Source organism: Enterobacter sp. R4-368 (assembly GCF_000410515.1).
Taxonomy (GTDB): domain Bacteria; phylum Pseudomonadota; class Gammaproteobacteria; order Enterobacterales; family Enterobacteriaceae; genus Kosakonia.
Map to the genome: position 1 here is coordinate 3,024,605 of NC_021500.1, position 18,285 is coordinate 3,042,889.

12 protein-coding genes, 2 tRNA genes and 3 rRNA genes are annotated in these 18,285 nt (G+C 51.9%); 12 read left to right on the forward strand and 5 right to left on the reverse strand.

Annotation, left to right across the window (positions count from 1 at the left end; genetic code table 11):
• The first annotated feature begins 17 nt into the window (after positions 1 to 17).
• The 3 genes from rbsB to rbsR all read left to right on the forward strand — a co-directional run bounded on the left by rbsB (position 18) and on the right by rbsR (position 2,942).
• Positions 18 to 908, forward strand: a complete 891-nt coding sequence (rbsB, locus tag H650_RS14230) for a ribose ABC transporter substrate-binding protein RbsB (protein WP_025263782.1) — start codon at positions 18 to 20, stop codon at positions 906 to 908.
• Positions 909 to 1,016: 108 nt separating this feature from the next.
• A complete protein-coding gene (gene rbsK / locus H650_RS14235) occupies positions 1,017 to 1,946 on the forward strand; it encodes a ribokinase (RefSeq protein ID WP_044489765.1) in 930 nt (309 codons plus the stop codon).
• 3 nt (positions 1,947 to 1,949) lie between these two features.
• A complete protein-coding gene (gene rbsR, locus H650_RS14240; RefSeq protein WP_097407231.1) occupies positions 1,950 to 2,942 on the forward strand; it encodes a ribose operon transcriptional repressor RbsR in 993 nt (330 codons plus the stop codon).
• Here rbsR and mdtD read toward each other — a convergent pair.
• On the reverse strand, positions 2,934 to 4,337 hold the full coding sequence (gene mdtD / locus H650_RS14245; RefSeq protein ID WP_020455876.1) for a multidrug transporter subunit MdtD: 1,404 nt from the start codon (positions 4,335 to 4,337) through the stop codon (positions 2,934 to 2,936). The two genes, rbsR and mdtD, sit on opposite strands and share 9 nt — an antisense overlap.
• A gap of 11 nt (positions 4,338 to 4,348) precedes the next feature.
• The gene (locus tag H650_RS14250; RefSeq protein ID WP_020455877.1) at positions 4,349 to 5,038 is read right to left on the reverse strand and encodes a FadR/GntR family transcriptional regulator; all 690 of its coding nucleotides are present in this window, start codon (positions 5,036 to 5,038) and stop codon (positions 4,349 to 4,351) included.
• 458 nt (positions 5,039 to 5,496) lie between these two features.
• On the opposite strand from H650_RS14250, the gene H650_RS14255 reads away from it, so the two are divergent.
• From H650_RS14255 to rrf, 5 genes are all read left to right on the forward strand, one after another.
• Positions 5,497 to 7,036 (forward strand): 16S ribosomal RNA (locus H650_RS14255).
• Between the two features lie 70 nt (positions 7,037 to 7,106).
• A tRNA-Ile gene (locus H650_RS14260) sits at positions 7,107 to 7,183 on the forward strand.
• Positions 7,184 to 7,293: 110 nt separating this feature from the next.
• A tRNA-Ala gene (locus tag H650_RS14265) sits at positions 7,294 to 7,369 on the forward strand.
• Between the two features lie 178 nt (positions 7,370 to 7,547).
• Positions 7,548 to 10,453: ribosomal RNA gene (locus H650_RS14270) — 23S ribosomal RNA — on the forward strand.
• A 91-nt stretch (positions 10,454 to 10,544) separates the two neighbouring features.
• Positions 10,545 to 10,660 (forward strand): 5S ribosomal RNA (gene rrf, locus H650_RS14275).
• The 16S, 23S and 5S rRNA genes sit together here with 2 tRNA genes alongside, the layout of an rRNA operon.
• Before the next feature lie 208 nt (positions 10,661 to 10,868).
• Here rrf and mobB read toward each other — a convergent pair.
• Both mobB and mobA read right to left on the reverse strand, forming a co-directional pair.
• Positions 10,869 to 11,378 carry a molybdopterin-guanine dinucleotide biosynthesis protein MobB gene (mobB, locus tag H650_RS14280; RefSeq protein WP_020455878.1) on the reverse strand — a complete coding sequence of 170 codons (510 nt, stop codon included), beginning with the start codon at positions 11,376 to 11,378 and terminating at the stop codon, positions 10,869 to 10,871.
• The gene (gene mobA, locus H650_RS14285; RefSeq protein ID WP_071925243.1) at positions 11,375 to 11,962 is read right to left on the reverse strand and encodes a molybdenum cofactor guanylyltransferase MobA; all 588 of its coding nucleotides are present in this window, start codon (positions 11,960 to 11,962) and stop codon (positions 11,375 to 11,377) included. Before mobA ends, mobB begins: the two co-directional genes overlap by 4 nt.
• A gap of 69 nt (positions 11,963 to 12,031) precedes the next feature.
• Here mobA and H650_RS14290 point away from each other — a divergent pair, with 69 nt between their 5' ends.
• The 3 genes from H650_RS14290 (at position 12,032) to dsbA (ending at position 14,003) form a co-directional block, all read left to right on the forward strand.
• Complete coding sequence (locus tag H650_RS14290; protein ID WP_017460091.1) at positions 12,032 to 12,301, forward strand: YihD family protein; 270 nt, start codon at positions 12,032 to 12,034, stop codon at positions 12,299 to 12,301.
• 75 nt (positions 12,302 to 12,376) lie between these two features.
• A complete protein-coding gene (locus tag H650_RS14295) occupies positions 12,377 to 13,363 on the forward strand; it encodes a serine/threonine protein kinase (protein WP_044489533.1) in 987 nt (328 codons plus the stop codon).
• A gap of 16 nt (positions 13,364 to 13,379) precedes the next feature.
• Complete coding sequence (gene dsbA, locus H650_RS14300; RefSeq protein ID WP_020455881.1) at positions 13,380 to 14,003, forward strand: thiol:disulfide interchange protein DsbA; 624 nt, start codon at positions 13,380 to 13,382, stop codon at positions 14,001 to 14,003.
• A 12-nt stretch (positions 14,004 to 14,015) separates the two neighbouring features.
• Here dsbA and yihG read toward each other — a convergent pair whose 3' ends face one another.
• A complete protein-coding gene (gene yihG, locus H650_RS14305; protein WP_044489534.1) occupies positions 14,016 to 14,924 on the reverse strand; it encodes a 1-acylglycerol-3-phosphate O-acyltransferase, YihG family in 909 nt (302 codons plus the stop codon).
• 422 nt (positions 14,925 to 15,346) lie between these two features.
• On the opposite strand from yihG, the gene polA reads away from it, so the two are divergent.
• On the forward strand, positions 15,347 to 18,133 hold the full coding sequence (polA, locus tag H650_RS14310; RefSeq protein WP_020455884.1) for a DNA polymerase I: 2,787 nt from the start codon (positions 15,347 to 15,349) through the stop codon (positions 18,131 to 18,133).
• Positions 18,134 to 18,285: the final 152 nt, after the last annotated feature.

Genomic DNA, 18,285 nt, shown 5'->3' on the forward strand with positions numbered 1-18,285 from the left:
CAACAGGACTCATGAAAATGAACATGAAAAAACTGGCCACTCTGGTTTCTGCTGTTGCACTGAGCGCCACCGTAAGCGCAAACGCGATGGCGAAAGACTCTATTGCTCTGGTGATTTCCACGCTGAACAACCCGTTCTTCGTTTCCCTGAAGGATGGCGCGCAGAAAGAAGCGGACAAACTGGGTTATGACCTGGTGGTACTGGACTCGCAAAACAACCCGGCGAAAGAGCTGGCGAACGTGCAGGACCTGACCGTGCGCGGCACCAAATTGCTGCTGATCAACCCGACCGATTCCGACGCTGTAGGTAACGCTGTGAAAATGGCAAACCAGGCGAAAATCCCGGTGATCACCCTTGACCGTGTGGCTTCCAGCGGCGAAGTGGTAAGCCATATCGCTTCTGATAACGTACTGGGCGGCAAAATCGCCGGTGATTACATTGCTAAGAAAGCGGGCGAAGGCGCGAAAGTGATCGAACTGGCGGGTATTGCCGGGACGTCCGCTGCACGTGAACGTGGTGAAGGCTTCCAGCAGGCAGTTGCTGCGCACAAATTCAACGTGCTGGCCAGCCAGCCGGCTGACTTCGACCGCACTAAAGGCCTGAACGTGATGCAGAACCTGCTGACCGCGCATCCGGACGTGCAGGCTGTTTTCGCGCAGAACGATGAAATGGCGCTGGGTGCGTTGCGCGCCCTGCAAACTGCCGGTAAAACTGATGTGATGGTGGTCGGCTTTGACGGTACGCCAGACGGCGTGAAAGCGGTTAACGACGGTAAACTGGCGGCGACTATCGCTCAGTTGCCGGAGCAGATCGGCGCGAAAGGCGTGGATACCGCAGACAAAGTGCTGAAAGGTGAAAAAGTCTACGCCAAAAACCCGGTTGATCTGAAGCTGGTGGTTAAGCAGTAATTCGTCATTCTGGTGGAGGGCGCAATCCCGCCACTGGAGGGACAATACAAAAAAGAAAAGCATGGCACGCGCCACCGAAAGGTGGCGCATTTTACGGACAAGCTCATCATGAAAACCGCAGGCAAACTCGTTGTCCTTGGCAGTATCAATGCCGATCACATTCTTAACCTTGAATCTTTCCCTACTCCGGGCGAAACCGTGACGGGCAGCCAGTATCAGGTGGCTTTTGGCGGTAAAGGGGCAAACCAGGCGGTAGCTGCCGGGCGTAGCGGTGCGGATATTGCGTTTATCGCCTGTACCGGCGATGACGATACCGGTGCGCGCGTGCGTAAACAGCTTGAGAGCGACAATATTGATGTTGCGCCGGTGAGCGTTGTCGCGGGCGAATCCACAGGTGTTGCGCTGATTTTCGTCAACGGTGAAGGTGAGAATGTTATCGGTATTCATGCGGGAGCGAATGCGGCGCTCTCAATTGATCGCGTCAACTCGCAGCATGACCTGATTGCGCAGGCTTCTGCGCTGTTAATGCAACTGGAATCACCGGTTGAAAGCGTACTGGCTGCGGCGCGTATTGCGCATCAGAACAATACCACCGTGGCGCTGAATCCGGCACCGGCGCGCCAGCTTTCCGATGACCTGCTGGCGCTGGTGGATATCATCACGCCAAATGAGACCGAAGCGGAAAAACTCACCGGAATTAAGGTGTCCAGCGACGAAGACGCCGCGCGGGCTGCACAGGCGCTGCACGCCAAAGGTATTAAAACGGTGATCATTACTCTCGGTAGCCGTGGTGTCTGGGCCAGCGTTAATGGCGAAGGCAAACGCGTACCGGGCTTTAAAGTGAAAGCCATCGACACCATTGCGGCGGGTGACACGTTTAACGGCGCGTTGCTGACCGCGCTACTGGAAGATAAACCTCTGGATGAGGCGATTCGTTTTGCTCATGCGGCGGCGGCGATTGCCGTCACGCGTAAGGGTGCGCAACCGTCTGTGCCGTGGCGCAACGAGATTGACGATTTTCTCTCTTCGCAGAGGTGACGCTTGGCGACCATGAAGGATGTTGCCCGCCTGGCGGGCGTTTCCACTTCAACCGTTTCCCACGTAATTAACAAAGATCGCTTTGTCAGTGAGGCTATCCGCGAAAAAGTGGAAACGGCGATCAAGACGCTGAACTACGCGCCTTCTGCTATCGCGCGTAGCCTGAAGATCAACCAGACGCGTACGATTGGCATGCTGATCACCGCCAGTACCAACCCCTTTTACTCGGAGCTGGTACGCGGCGTGGAGCGTAGCTGCTTCGAGCGGGGTTACAGTCTGGTGCTGTGCAACACCGAGGGTGACGAGCAGCGGATGAACCGCAACCTGGAAACATTGATGCAAAAACGCGTCGATGGATTGTTGTTGCTGTGTACCGAAACGCACCAGCCTTCGCAAGAGATTATGCAGCGCTACCCTTCAATTCCCACAGTAATGATGGACTGGGCACCCTTCGACGGTGACAGCGATTTGATTCAGGATAACTCGTTGCTCGGCGGCGATATGGCGACCCAGTATTTGATCAACAAAGGCCATACGCGTATTGCCTGCATTACCGGTCCGCTGGATAAGACTCCTGCACGTCTGCGGCTGGAAGGGTATCGCGAAGCGATGGCCCGTGCCGGGTTGGTGATCCGTGAAGGGGATGAGATCGAGAGCGATTTTGAGTTTGGCGGCGGTTTCGACGCGATGCAGGCACTGCTGGCAATGCACGAACGCCCGCAGGCGGTATTTATTGGTAATGATGCGATGGCCGTTGGCGCCTATCAGGCGCTGTACCAGGCCGGGCTGAAAATCCCGCAGGATATGGCGATCGTTGGTTATGACGACATTGAACTGGCGCGCTACATGACGCCGCCGCTCACCACTATTCATCAGCCGAAAGATGAACTGGGTGAGCTGGCGATTGATGTGCTTATTCACCGTATTGCGGAGCCTGGCCTGCAACAGCAGCGTTTGCAGCTCACGCCAATATTGATGGAGCGCGGCTCAGCCTGACTTTTTGTGCCGTTCTTTAATCAGGTTGCGACCATCTTTTGCTTTCAACAACATAAACACTAACGCGGAAATCAGCGTGATCGCGCCCATAGTGATAAAGGTGTAGTGGAATTGCTCCACTGTGTTTGTGCTGTCAAACCCTTCATAGAAACGCAGCACCGCTGCGCTAACCGCCACGCCGAGGCTAATCGACAGTTGCTGTGTTACCGCCAGCACACTATTACCGCTGCTGGCGTTCTCGTCAGTTAAGTCTGCAAGCGTAATAGTGTTCATTGAGGTGAACTGCGTGGACATTGCCATCCCCAGGATGAACAGCGGCAATACCAGCATCCATATTGCCATTGCCGGTGTTTGTAAGGCGAACTGGGCAATCATCAAACCAATAAACAGCGTGATTCCCACCAGTGTTTTACGGTAACCAAGCCAGCGTAATATCTGGGTTACCATCGATTTTGCGAGGATAGAACCCAGCGCGGTGGGAGCCATCATGCAACCAGCGATCAATGCCGGATACCCGAACCCCACCTGTAACATCAGCGGCATCAGGAAAGGAACGCAGCCGGTACCCAACCGCGAAGCTATGTTCCCGGCGATCCCGACGGAGAAGGTGCGGGTGTTAAACAGGTTGAGTGAGATCAGCGGCGTTGGATGGCGACGCGCGTGGCGAACGTAGGCCAGTAGCAGCAAAATGCCGCTCAGAATGATAGTAAAAGCGATCCAACTGGCGACCAGCTTCTCACCAAACAACTCCATTCCGCTTGAGAACAGCACCAGGCTCAAACCGAACAGGAAAAAACCGCCCATATCGAAACTGCGTCGTGGCGTGGTGAAGTTCGGCATGTATTTGCGGGCATAAAACAGACCGGCGAGGCCAATCGGAATATTAATTAAGAAGATCCAATGCCAGCTTGCCCAGGTAACTAACACGCCGCCCATTACCGGTCCCAGAATCGGCCCGACCAGCCCTGGCATGGTGACGAAGTTCAGTACCGGCAGCAATTCGCTACGCGGATAAGCCCGAAGCAAAGCCAGGCGTGCAACCGGCATCATCATCGCGCCGCCGATCCCCTGAATCACGCGGAACACGACCAGCATCGGTAATGAATTAGAAAGTGCGCAGGCCAGCGAGCCAAGGGTAAACAGGCTAACTGCCAGCATAAAGACGCGCCGTGTGCCGAAGCGATCGGCCAGCCAGCCGCTCATGGGGATAAGCATGGCGACGGTCAGTGTGTAGCTGATAATCGCCGATTGCATTGCTAAAGGGGAACGCCCAAGGCTTTGTGCTATTGCGGGGAGTGCGGTGTTAAGGATCGTGGCATCCAGTGCCTGCATAAAAAAAGCCATTGCCGCAATCCACGGCAGGCCGGCCATACTGCGCGCTTTCTTCTCTGTCATACCTGGTCCTGTTAATTCGGCGTATTCAATAATAGCTGGCACGCCCGGAACGCGCTGTCGCCATCGCTTTCCTGGATGGCGTCCACAATCGCCTGGTGAAGGTCGAGCTTGACCACTTCATTTTGTGTAATAGAGGTAAAGTAGGTGTGATAGATAGAATGAAACAGTGTGGAGAATGAAATAAGAAACGGGTTATCGCTCATCGCATAAATATGTTCATGCCATGCCATATCGACTTCTACCCAGCGTTCGCGGTTGAAGTTCTTTTTCAGCAACACCATCTCTTCCATTAATGTATTGAGATACGCTTTTTGTTCCGCGCTACCCAGCGTGGCGGCGAGCAGACACGCCTGAGGCTCAAGACTGCTGCGCATAATGAGAAAGTGTTGAACAACGTCCTGGAAGTTATCCTCATGCATCCACCAGGAGAGCAGTTCCTTATCAAGGAAGTTCCAGTTTCCGCGCGGCATGACGCGAGTACCAATACGCGGGCGGGGAAGCACCATCCCTTTTGCGGTTAATGTCTTTACCGCTTCTCTGACCGCGGTGCGGCTTACGCCAAACTTCTCACCCAGCTCCATCTCACCCGGCAGAATACTTCCTGGAGCATATTCTCCCTTCAGGATTTGTTGCGCCAGTTTCTCAGCCAGAACCCAGGAGATGTTTTTCTGCGCGGCAAGTTGTTGTGCGTTTAGCGGCATTTTTACTTCCTTATTTCTTTATTTCACTGGCTAGTATGCCATTCGATACCTTTCAGTGGTGGTAAAAACAGCGAAATCGGCAATTTATGCCGCTTTTTACCACGCTTTGTTGAAAAAAGAGACGGTTGAAAAGTTTTTTGAAATTAGGGGTTGTCAGCGGGAATTAACTCCCTATAATGCGCCTCCACTGACACGGCACAACGGCAAACACACCGGCCTGTCAGGTGAAGCAATCTGAAAATAAACAGTTGACTTCACAGCGGGAAAGCGTAGTATACGCAACCCGCGCCGCAGCAAAAAGCGAGGCGGCACTGCTCTTTAACAATTTATCAGACAATCTGTGTGGGCACTCAGGGTGACTGGATTCTTGACGTCCTCGGACGAAAAATGAATATCAAGTCTCAACGAGTGAACACGTAATTCATTACGAAGTTTAATTCATTGAGCATCAAACTTTTAAATTGAAGAGTTTGATCATGGCTCAGATTGAACGCTGGCGGCAGGCCTAACACATGCAAGTCGAACGGTAGCACAGAGAGCTTGCTCTCGGGTGACGAGTGGCGGACGGGTGAGTAATGTCTGGGAAACTGCCTGATGGAGGGGGATAACTACTGGAAACGGTAGCTAATACCGCATAACGTCGCAAGACCAAAGAGGGGGACCTTCGGGCCTCTTGCCATCAGATGTGCCCAGATGGGATTAGCTAGTAGGTGGGGTAACGGCTCACCTAGGCGACGATCCCTAGCTGGTCTGAGAGGATGACCAGCCACACTGGAACTGAGACACGGTCCAGACTCCTACGGGAGGCAGCAGTGGGGAATATTGCACAATGGGCGCAAGCCTGATGCAGCCATGCCGCGTGTATGAAGAAGGCCTTCGGGTTGTAAAGTACTTTCAGCGGGGAGGAAGGGAGTAAGGTTAATAACCTTATTCATTGACGTTACCCGCAGAAGAAGCACCGGCTAACTCCGTGCCAGCAGCCGCGGTAATACGGAGGGTGCAAGCGTTAATCGGAATTACTGGGCGTAAAGCGCACGCAGGCGGTCTGTCAAGTCGGATGTGAAATCCCCGGGCTCAACCTGGGAACTGCATCCGAAACTGGCAGGCTTGAGTCTCGTAGAGGGAGGTAGAATTCCAGGTGTAGCGGTGAAATGCGTAGAGATCTGGAGGAATACCGGTGGCGAAGGCGGCCTCCTGGACGAAGACTGACGCTCAGGTGCGAAAGCGTGGGGAGCAAACAGGATTAGATACCCTGGTAGTCCACGCCGTAAACGATGTCTATTTGGAGGTTGTGCCCTTGAGGCGTGGCTTCCGGAGCTAACGCGTTAAATAGACCGCCTGGGGAGTACGGCCGCAAGGTTAAAACTCAAATGAATTGACGGGGGCCCGCACAAGCGGTGGAGCATGTGGTTTAATTCGATGCAACGCGAAGAACCTTACCTGGTCTTGACATCCACAGAACTTTCCAGAGATGGATTGGTGCCTTCGGGAACTGTGAGACAGGTGCTGCATGGCTGTCGTCAGCTCGTGTTGTGAAATGTTGGGTTAAGTCCCGCAACGAGCGCAACCCTTATCCTTTGTTGCCAGCGGTTAGGCCGGGAACTCAAAGGAGACTGCCAGTGATAAACTGGAGGAAGGTGGGGATGACGTCAAGTCATCATGGCCCTTACGACCAGGGCTACACACGTGCTACAATGGCGCATACAAAGAGAAGCGACCTCGCGAGAGCAAGCGGACCTCATAAAGTGCGTCGTAGTCCGGATTGGAGTCTGCAACTCGACTCCATGAAGTCGGAATCGCTAGTAATCGTGGATCAGAATGCCACGGTGAATACGTTCCCGGGCCTTGTACACACCGCCCGTCACACCATGGGAGTGGGTTGCAAAAGAAGTAGGTAGCTTAACCTTCGGGAGGGCGCTTACCACTTTGTGATTCATGACTGGGGTGAAGTCGTAACAAGGTAACCGTAGGGGAACCTGCGGTTGGATCACCTCCTTACCTTAAAGAACCTGCCTCTGCAGTGTCCACACAGATTGTCTGATGAAATACGAGCAGTAAAAATCTCTGCAGGCTTGTAGCTCAGGTGGTTAGAGCGCACCCCTGATAAGGGTGAGGTCGGTGGTTCAAGTCCACTCAGGCCTACCAAATTTTCCCTGAATACTGCGTTGTCAAATGACTCGCATACTGATTGTATGCTTCGCCATTTGACGCCTTGTCTCAGGAAAAATTACGGGTATACGGGATTTAACTACGATGGGGCTATAGCTCAGCTGGGAGAGCGCCTGCTTTGCACGCAGGAGGTCTGCGGTTCGATCCCGCATAGCTCCACCATCTTTACTGTTCGGCACAAGAAAACTTCAGAGTACACATTCTGTGTGTGCTGCGAAGTTTTGCTCTTTAAAAATCTGGATCAAGCTGAAAATTGAAACACTGAACAGTGCGAACTGTTCTGTGAGTCTCTCAAATTTTCGCGACACGCGGATGTTCACGAAACATCTTCGGGTTGTGAGGTTAAGCGACTAAGCGTACACGGTGGATGCCCTGGCAGTCAGAGGCGATGAAGGACGTGCTAATCTGCGAAAAGCGCCGGTAAGGTGATATGAACCGTTATAACCGGCGATGTCCGAATGGGGAAACCCAGTGTGACTCGTCACACTATCATTAACTGAATCCATAGGTTAATGAGGCGAACCGGGGGAACTGAAACATCTAAGTACCCCGAGGAAAAGAAATCAACCGAGATTCCCCCAGTAGCGGCGAGCGAACGGGGAGCAGCCCAGAGCCTGAATCAGCTTGTGTGTTAGTGGAAGCGTCTGGAAAGTCGCGCGATACAGGGTGACAGCCCCGTACACAAAAGCACACAGGCTGTGAGCTCGATGAGTAGGGCGGGACACGTGGTATCCTGTCTGAATATGGGGGGACCATCCTCCAAGGCTAAATACTCCTGACTGACCGATAGTGAACCAGTACCGTGAGGGAAAGGCGAAAAGAACCCCGGCGAGGGGAGTGAAAAAGAACCTGAAACCGTGTACGTACAAGCAGTGGGAGCACCTTCGGGTGTGACTGCGTACCTTTTGTATAATGGGTCAGCGACTTATATTCTGTAGCAAGGTTAACCGAATAGGGGAGCCGAAGGGAAACCGAGTCTTAACTGGGCGTTAAGTTGCAGGGTATAGACCCGAAACCCGGTGATCTAGCCATGGGCAGGTTGAAGGTTGGGTAACACTAACTGGAGGACCGAACCGACTAATGTTGAAAAATTAGCGGATGACTTGTGGCTGGGGGTGAAAGGCCAATCAAACCGGGAGATAGCTGGTTCTCCCCGAAAGCTATTTAGGTAGCGCCTCGTGAATTCATCTCCGGGGGTAGAGCACTGTTTCGGCTAGGGGGCCATCCCGGCTTACCAACCCGATGCAAACTACGAATACCGGAGAATGTTATCACGGGAGACACACGGCGGGTGCTAACGTCCGTCGTGAAGAGGGAAACAACCCAGACCGCCAGCTAAGGTCCCAAAGTCATGGTTAAGTGGGAAACGATGTGGGAAGGCCCAGACAGCCAGGATGTTGGCTTAGAAGCAGCCATCATTTAAAGAAAGCGTAATAGCTCACTGGTCGAGTCGGCCTGCGCGGAAGATGTAACGGGGCTAAACCATGCACCGAAGCTGCGGCAGCGACACTTATGCGTTGTTGGGTAGGGGAGCGTTCTGTAAGCCTGCGAAGGTGTGCTGTGAGGCATGCTGGAGGTATCAGAAGTGCGAATGCTGACATAAGTAACGATAAAGCGGGTGAAAAGCCCGCTCGCCGGAAGACCAAGGGTTCCTGTCCAACGTTAATCGGGGCAGGGTGAGTCGACCCCTAAGGCGAGGCCGAAAGGCGTAGTCGATGGGAAACAGGTTAATATTCCTGTACTTGGTGTTACTGCGAAGGGGGGACGGAGAAGGCTATGTTAGCCGGGCGACGGTTGTCCCGGTTTAAGCGTGAAGGTGTGTGCTCCAGGCAAATCCGGAGCACTTTAACACTGAGGCGTGATGACGAGGCACTACGGTGCTGAAGTAACAAATGCCCTGCTTCCAGGAAAAGCCTCTAAGCTCCAGGTAACACGAAATCGTACCCCAAACCGACACAGGTGGTCAGGTAGAGAATACCAAGGCGCTTGAGAGAACTCGGGTGAAGGAACTAGGCAAAATGGTGCCGTAACTTCGGGAGAAGGCACGCTGATACGTAGGTGAAGCGATTTACTCGTGGAGCTGAAATCAGTCGAAGATACCAGCTGGCTGCAACTGTTTATTAAAAACACAGCACTGTGCAAACACGAAAGTGGACGTATACGGTGTGACGCCTGCCCGGTGCCGGAAGGTTAATTGATGGGGTCATCCGTAAGGAGAAGCTCTTGATCGAAGCCCCGGTAAACGGCGGCCGTAACTATAACGGTCCTAAGGTAGCGAAATTCCTTGTCGGGTAAGTTCCGACCTGCACGAATGGCGTAATGATGGCCAGGCTGTCTCCACCCGAGACTCAGTGAAATTGAACTCGCTGTGAAGATGCAGTGTACCCGCGGCAAGACGGAAAGACCCCGTGAACCTTTACTATAGCTTGACACTGAACACTGGTCCTTGATGTGTAGGATAGGTGGGAGGCTTTGAAGCGTGGACGCCAGTCTGCGTGGAGCCGTCCTTGAAATACCACCCTTTAATGGCTGGTGTTCTAACGTGGACCCGTAATCCGGGTTGCGGACAGTGTCTGGTGGGTAGTTTGACTGGGGCGGTCTCCTCCTAAAGCGTAACGGAGGAGCACGAAGGTCAGCTAATCCTGGTCGGACATCAGGAGGTTAGTGCAATGGCATAAGCTGGCTTGACTGCGAGCGTGACGGCGCGAGCAGGTGCGAAAGCAGGTCATAGTGATCCGGTGGTTCTGAATGGAAGGGCCATCGCTCAACGGATAAAAGGTACTCCGGGGATAACAGGCTGATACCGCCCAAGAGTTCATATCGACGGCGGTGTTTGGCACCTCGATGTCGGCTCATCACATCCTGGGGCTGAAGTAGGTCCCAAGGGTATGGCTGTTCGCCATTTAAAGTGGTACGCGAGCTGGGTTTAGAACGTCGTGAGACAGTTCGGTCCCTATCTGCCGTGGGCGCTGGAGAATTGAGGGGGGCTGCTCCTAGTACGAGAGGACCGGAGTGGACGCATCACTGGTGTTCGGGTTGTCATGCCAATGGCACTGCCCGGTAGCTAAATGCGGAAGAGATAAGTGCTGAAAGCATCTAAGCACGAAACTTGCCCCGAGATGAGTTCTCCCTGAGACTTTAAGTCTCCTGAAGGAACGTTGAAGACGACGACGTTGATAGGCCGGGTGTGTAAGCGCAGCGATGCGTTGAGCTAACCGGTACTAATGAACCGTGAGGCTTAACCTTACAACGCCGAAGATGTTTTGGCGTGAGAGACATGAAATCAGCCTGATACAGATTAGGTCAGGGCGTGAGAACGGTCTGACAACAGAATTTGCCTGGCGGCAGTAGCGCGGTGGTCCCACCTGACCCCATGCCGAACTCAGAAGTGAAACGCCGTAGCGCCGATGGTAGTGTGGGGTCTCCCCATGCGAGAGTAGGGAACTGCCAGGCATTAATTAAGTGAAGAGGCCATCCTGACGGATGGCCTTTTTGCGTTTTTACGCTGTGAACTCACGCCCTGCGATGCTGATTGCTGGTTTTCAGCAATCCTCTGTGCGTGACGGAAAAAGCAGCATGCCTCCGGAGCCAGCGCACAACAGGCGTGACTGCCTGTCCGGAACAAAGCCCCATGTGAAACATGGCATTGAGTCCTAAAAAACTAACCCACTTGCCTCATCCAGCGCAAAATAAACGTTACTATCTGCTCAATATCATTCAGGTTTAGTACCGGCACACCCTGCCTCAGAGGGATATCACTGGCAATGGCGATAACATGCTTGTCCAGCGTTAACTCCGCTAAATCATGACCGCAGTCATGCCGCCAGAGCAGGATCTTAGGCACTGCCTCATGTTTAAAACCCTCGACTAATACCAGATCCAGTTTTGTTGCATCCATTCTGCTAACCAGATATGCCAAATCCAGCTCGGCTTCATCTGGGGTTTCTGTCATTAACGCCCATCGTTGTGAACTGGCAACCAACGTTTGCGCCGCACCTGCTTTACGTAATTCATAGCTGTCTTTACCGGGCTTATCGACGTCCATATCGTGATGAGTATGTTTGATTAAGCCCGGACGAATACCTTGTTCGCAGAGAGCTGGAATCAACTTCTTAAGCAGCGTCGTTTTGCCGGTTCCGCTCCAGGCAGCAATAGCAAGTAGTGGGATCATGTTCTCTCCTGCCAGTGCGCGAGATCATCAGGGGTGTTCACATTTGTGAATGCGGATTTCACATCACTACAATCCACCGAATGTCCTCCGGCTTGTCGCATAAATACCATCACTCGACGTTCGCCGCTGGCGAGATAATCCTGCAAAAATGGTAAAATGCTGCGGTGTACCAGAGCAATTGCCGGGTGATCTCGTTCGCCATCATTAGCCCACACTGCCGGCGCATTATGCTGCCGGTTCTTTTGTAACCGAGCCATAAGATCCGTTGGTATACGCGGCGTATCGCACGGGCAAAACAGAAACCACTCCCCATCGCTTTGCTGCATAACGGAGAGAATTCCCGCCAGCGGGCCGGGAAAATCATCCAGCGTATCTGTGAGGATGGGTAAGCCACTGGCGCGATAGATTTCAAGGTTTCGATTGGCGCTGATAACTAAGCTGGATACCTGTGGTGCCAGCCGTTCCGCAACATGTTGCCACAGCGGTTTGCCATTTAACTCCTGCAGCCCTTTATCTTTTCCACCCATCCGCGAGGCTTTTCCTCCTGCCAGCACCACACCTGTTACTGCACTACTGTCCGTCACCCTTATCGCCTCTTTTATTGTGGGTTTTACCCTGCTAACGTGTCTGTACCCAGAGTAAGGAGCACGATTATGAAATGTAAACGCCTGAATGAAGTTATCGAACTTCTCCAGCCCGCATGGCAAAAAGAGCCGGAGCTTAATTTAGTGCAATTTTTGCAGAAACTGGCGCAAGAGTCAGGTTATCAAGGCGACCTGGTGGATTTAAGTGATGACATCCTGATCTATCACCTGAAAATGCGCGACTCCTCGAAAGATGCGGTGATCCCCGGCATTCAGAAGGATTATGAAGAGGATTTTAAAACCGCGCTGTTGCGCGCGCGCGGCGTGATTAAAGAGTAAAAGCTTGTAAGCGGCGCAACCGAATACGCTACGAAATGATATCCTGAATTATTAGTCGTATTTTCGGATCCCAGGATGACCTGCAACGCCTTTACTTTTCAGACATTACACCCGGATACCATTATGGATGCGCTGTTTGAGCAGGGGATCCGGGTGGATTCCGGGCTTACCCCGCTTAACAGCTATGAAAACCGCGTTTATCAGTTTCAGGATGAAGATCGCAAACGCTATGTGGTGAAGTTTTACCGCCCGGCGCGTTGGTCTGCAGAACAAATTCTTGAAGAGCATGAATTTGCTTTAGATTTGCAGCGTGATGACGTGCCAGTTGCGGCCCCGCTCGCTTTCAACAATCAAACCTTACTCACGCATCAGGACTTCTTTTTCGCCGTTTTCCCAAGCGTTGGCGGCCGTCAGTTTGAAGCCGACAACCTGGAGCAAATGGAGTGGGTGGGCCGCTACCTTGGCCGTATGCATCAAACCGGCAGTAAAAAGCGTTTTACAAGTCGTCCTGAAATAGGCGTTAAAGAATATCTGATTGAGCCACGCCAACTTTTTGAAACATCAACGCTCGTTCCTTCTGCTTTAAAAGATGAATTTTTGCGTGCAGCCGATAAGCTTATCGATGCTGTAATGGCGCAATGGCATAATCGTTTTAATCTTCTGCGTCTGCATGGTGATTGCCATGCAGGGAATATTCTCTGGCGAGACGGGCCAATGTTCGTTGATTTAGACGATGCCCGTAATGGCCCCGCCGTACAGGATCTCTGGATGTTGCTACACGGCGATAAAGCCGAGCAGCGTATGCAACTGGAGATAATTGTCGAGGCCTACGAAGAATTCAGTGAATTCAACATGGCTGAGCTGGGGTTAATGGAGCCGCTACGCGCCATGCGCCTGGTTTACTATCTGGCATGGCTGATTCGTCGTTGGGACGATCCAGCATTTCCCAAAAATTTTCCGTGGCTGAGTAGTGAAGATCACTGGCGCAGGCAAATATTGATTTTTCTTGAACAGGTGAAAGTTCTTCAAGAACCACCTTTAGCATTAACACCAATGTATTAAATGGAGAGAGTTGACCATGAAGAAGATTTGGCTGGCGCTGGCAGGAATGATTCTGGCTTTTAGCGCCTCAGCAGCACAACCTACAGACGGCAAGCAATTTATTACGCTTGATAAGCCAGTGGCGGGAGAGCCGCAGGTGCTTGAGTTCTTCTCGTTTTATTGCCCGCATTGCTACGACTTTGAACAGGTCTGGCATGTTGCTGACGCGGTGAAGAAGAAGCTGCCAGAAGGGACAAAAATGACCAAATACCACGTGGAATTCTTAGGCCCACTGGGTAAAGAGATGACGCAGGCGTGGGCTGTGGCCATGGCGCTTGGTGTGGAAGATAAAATCACCTCTCCACTGTTTGAAGCCGTGCAGAAAACGCAAACCGTGAAGTCTGTTGCTGATATTCGCGATGTCTTCATCAGCGCGGGCGTGAAAGGCGAAGAGTATGATGCTGCGTGGAACAGCTTCGTGGTGAAATCGCTGGTTGCTCAGCAAGAAAAAGCGGCTGCGGATTTACAACTGCAGGGTGTTCCTGCCATGTTTGTTAACGGGAAATACCAGGTTAACCTGCAGGGTATGGACGGGAGCAGCCTGGATGCCTTCGTTCAGGACTACGCAAATACCGTGAAATATCTGGTTGAGAAGAAGTAAAAATAACGCCGGTCACTGACCGGCGTTTTTGTATTCTGCTTTGATAGTATCAATCAGTTCGTCTTTTCCAAGCCACAGTTTATTCAGCCACTGCTGGAAACGCCGTTTAAAATTCTTATCGTTAACGTAGTCCCCATGTAGCGCTTCATCCACCGGCAATAAATTGACTCGCACGACAATACGCGTCAGCTTACCGCTGAGCATATCAAAGAACGGCGTCCGGTCGTTTTCCGGATAACAGAGCGTAACATCAAGCAATTTATCGAACTGTTTACCCAATACATTTAGCGCCATGGCAACACCTGCTGCTTTTGGCGACAGCAGGTTTTTGAAAGAAGAGCGTGTCTGTTGGCGTTTTTCTTCCGTAAAGCGTGAGCCTTCAACAAAGTTCACAATAGTGGTTGGGTGAAAGCGAAATTTCTCGCATGAACGGCGCGTAGTTTCGACATCTTTACCCCGACGTTCAGGGTGGCGAATCAGATAACTTCTGGAGTAACGACGCATAAAAGGCATATCCAGCGCCCAGCAGGCTAGGCCAATAAAAGGTACCCACGCCAGTTGCTGTTTAAGGAAATATTTGTTCATGGGAATATGTTTACGAAACAGTACACATAACACCACAATATCTGCCCAACTATGATGATTGCAGATCAGCAAATACCAGTTCTTCTTATCCAGGCCTTCGAGCCCTTCAACATCCCATTTTAAATAAGGGTTGAGATGCAATAACCAGGAAAGCCCTTCACACCAGCAATACATCATAAAATTGCAGAAAGCGGAGATCGCGCGCCATACCGCAGGAACGGGAATTAACAGCTTGAGCATTCCGGCGATAATAATGGGCACGGAGCAAAAAATGGTAACCAATATGGTGAGCAGGACACTCAAAAATAGAGTGGCTACCGCAAGGAATCTCGACATAGTTATATTATTCAGAAAGTTAGCTGCTAAAAGCACACTAAAACAAGCGCAAGGCGCAGATCTTAACAGAAAACGGTTATCAGGAATGCTTAAACCTTGCTGGTAATACCTGAGGAATTATTGGCAATAAATCAAATCAAAATTACTTATATCCACACAGCGTAAATTGTCAGCAAATAGCAATAACGATCATCTTTTATATTATAACTCATTGAATATAAATAATTTGTATAATCCTGCGATGGGCGAAATGGCACAAAAGTCCAGCCTGATAAAAACTATTCACAAACTTATCCACAGGATGTTTATGCGAGCGATCCCGACGATCGCGAAATCTTTTCGGCATTTTCCGCGAAAAACTCATGTTTTCTCCCTGTCTGTGGCATCCTTTAACCATAATTTGATAAACAGGCATGGACATCATGGTTCAGATCCCAGAAAACCCACTTATCCTTGTTGACGGCTCGTCTTACCTTTATCGCGCGTATCATGCGTTTCCGCCACTGACCAACAGTGCCGGTGAGCCTACTGGCGCTATGTACGGCGTGCTCAACATGCTGCGCAGCCTGATTTTGCAATACCAGCCGACACATGCTGCGGTGGTGTTTGATGCGAAAGGCAAAACCTTCCGTGATGAACTGTTTGAGCATTACAAATCACATCGCCCGCCAATGCCGGACGATTTGCGTGCGCAAATTGAGCCGCTGCACACCATGGTAAAAGCGATGGGATTGCCATTACTGGCGGTCTCCGGCGTTGAAGCGGATGATGTCATCGGTACGCTGGCGCGTGAAGCCGAAAAAGCGGGGCGGCCCGTGCTGATAAGCACAGGTGATAAAGATATGGCGCAGCTGGTGACGCCGAATATTACGCTTATCAATACCATGACCAACACGATCCTTGGCCCGGATGAAGTGGTGACAAAATATGGTGTCCCGCCGGAGTTAATTATCGATTTCCTCGCTCTGATGGGGGACTCCTCAGATAATATTCCAGGTGTGCCAGGTGTTGGCGAGAAAACGGCGCAGGCGCTGCTACAAGGGCTGGGCGGCCTGGATACGCTCTATGCCGAATCGGATAAAATCGCCGGGCTCACCTTCCGCGGTGCCAAAACCATGGCGGCGAAGCTTGAGCAGAACAAAGAGGTGGCTTACCTCTCTTACCAACTGGCCACGATCAAAACGGATGTTGAACTGGATCTGACCTGCGAACAGCTGGAGGTTCAGCAGCCTGCGGCGCAGGAGCTTCTTGAGCTGTTTAAGAAATATGAATTCAAACGCTGGAGCGCAGATGTAGAAGCGGGCAAGTGGCTCCAGGCGAAAGGCAGTAAACCGGCGGCGAAACCGCAGGAAACCATTGAGATTGAGGCAGAAGCTGATATTCCCGCAGCCGCGCTGTCAGCGGAAAATTACGTCACCATTCTCGATGAAGAGACGTTGCAAACATGGATTGGCAAACTGAAAAGCGCACCGCTCTTTGCTTTCGATACGGAAACCGACAGCCTGGACAATATCAGCGCCAACCTGGTTGGCCTCTCCTTTGCGACCGAACCGGGTATCGCGGCTTATGTGCCAGTTGCGCATGATTATCTTGATGCTCCGGATCAAATTCCGCGCGAACGCGTGCTGGAATTGCTGAAACCGCTACTGGAAGATGAAAATGTCCGTAAAGTGGGGCAGAACCTTAAATACGATCGCGGCGTGCTGGAAAATTACGGCATTGAACTGCGCGGTATTGCCTTCGATACCATGCTGGAATCCTACACGCTGGATAGCGTCGCTGGCCGTCATGATATGGACAGTCTCTCCGAGCGCTGGCTGAAACACAAAACGATCACCTTTGAAGAGATCGCCGGTAAAGGTAAAAACCAACTGACCTTTAATCAGATCGATCTTGAGCAGGCCGGGCGTTATGCGGCGGAAGATGCCGATGTCACGCTGCAACTGCATCTGAAGATGTGGCCGGAGCTGCAAAACAATGCCGGGCCGCTGAACGTCTTCCAGAACATTGAAATGCCGCTGGTGCCGGTAATTTCGCGTATCGAGCGTAACGGCGTCAATATCGATCCCGCCGTGTTACACAAGCACTCCGAAGAGTTGACGCTGCGCCTGGCAGAGCTGGAGAAAAAGGCGCACGAAATTGCGGGTGAGCCGTTTAACCTCTCGTCAACCAAGCAGTTGCAAACCATTCTGTTTGAGAAGCAGGGCATTAAGCCGTTGAAGAAAACGCCTGGTGGCGCGCCGTCGACGTCGGAAGAGGTGCTCGAAGAACTCGCGCTGGATTACCCACTGCCAAAAGTCATTCTCGAACATCGTGGGCTGGCGAAGCTGAAATCGACCTATACCGATAAGCTACCGCTGATGATCAACCCGAAAACCGGGCGCGTGCATACCTCGTATCATCAGGCTGTGACGGCAACGGGCCGTTTATCTTCGACCGATCCGAACCTGCAAAATATTCCGGTACGTAATGAAGAAGGCCGCCGTATTCGCCAGGCCTTTATCGCGCCGAAAGATTACGTCATTGTCTCGGCGGACTACTCGCAAATCGAGCTGCGTATTATGGCGCACCTGTCACGCGACAAAGGCCTGCTGTCTGCTTTTGCCGAAGGTAAAGACATTCACCGCGCAACAGCGGCAGAAGTGTTTGGTTTGCCACTGGAAAGTGTCAGTAACGAGCAGCGCCGCAGCGCGAAAGCGATCAACTTTGGGCTGATTTACGGCATGAGCGCCTTTGGCTTATCGCGCCAGCTCAATATCCCGCGTAAAGAGTCGCAGAAGTATATGGATCTCTACTTCGAGCGTTATCCTGGCGTGCTGGAATATATGGAGCGTACCCGCGCACAGGCGAAAGAGCGTGGCTATGTTGAAACACTGGACGGGCGTCGTCTTTACTTGCCGGACATCAAATCCAGCAATGGAGCCAGACGAGCCGGTGCGGAACGTGCGGCGATTAATGCTCCAATGCAAGGAACGGCTGCGGACATCATTAAACGCGCCATGATCGCTGTAGATAGCTGGCTGCAAAGCGAGAAACCGCGCGTGCGGTTGATCATGCAGGTACACGATGAACTGGTGTTTGAAGTGCACAAAGATGATGTTGAGGCCGTGTCGAAAAAGATCCATGAACTGATGGAGAGCAGCACTAAACTGGATGTGCCGTTGCTGGTGGAAGTCGGGAGCGGTCAGAACTGGGATCAAGCGCACTAAGTATTCGGTGGGTAAAGAGCTTTTTCTGTAAGTAAGCAACAAATCACCGTGAGTTTTGTGACAATCATTAGAATTCCCTATGTAAAAATTGAAAAGAAATTACAAAAAGTGCTTTGTCCGGATCTAAAAAGGGAGTAGAGTTATTCGCGTAG

Excerpts from the sequence above, each read along its gene's own strand:
- dsbA (WP_020455881.1), top strand. The coding sequence starts at position 13,380 with ATGAAGAAGATTTGGCTGGCGCTGGCAGGAATGATTCTGGCTTTTAGC.
- H650_RS14250 (WP_020455877.1), bottom strand. The coding sequence starts at position 5,038 with ATGCCGCTAAACGCACAACAACTTGCCGCGCAGAAAAACATCTCCTGG.
- mdtD (WP_020455876.1), bottom strand. The coding sequence starts at position 4,337 with ATGACAGAGAAGAAAGCGCGCAGTATGGCCGGCCTGCCGTGGATTGCG.
- H650_RS14290 (WP_017460091.1), top strand. The coding sequence starts at position 12,032 with ATGAAATGTAAACGCCTGAATGAAGTTATCGAACTTCTCCAGCCCGCA.
- polA (WP_020455884.1), top strand. The coding sequence starts at position 15,347 with ATGGTTCAGATCCCAGAAAACCCACTTATCCTTGTTGACGGCTCGTCT.
- yihG (WP_044489534.1), bottom strand. The coding sequence starts at position 14,924 with ATGTCGAGATTCCTTGCGGTAGCCACTCTATTTTTGAGTGTCCTGCTC.
- rbsK (WP_044489765.1), top strand. The coding sequence starts at position 1,017 with ATGAAAACCGCAGGCAAACTCGTTGTCCTTGGCAGTATCAATGCCGAT.
- rbsB (WP_025263782.1), top strand. The coding sequence starts at position 18 with ATGAACATGAAAAAACTGGCCACTCTGGTTTCTGCTGTTGCACTGAGC.
- H650_RS14295 (WP_044489533.1), top strand. The coding sequence starts at position 12,377 with ATGACCTGCAACGCCTTTACTTTTCAGACATTACACCCGGATACCATT.
- mobB (WP_020455878.1), bottom strand. The coding sequence starts at position 11,378 with ATGATCCCACTACTTGCTATTGCTGCCTGGAGCGGAACCGGCAAAACG.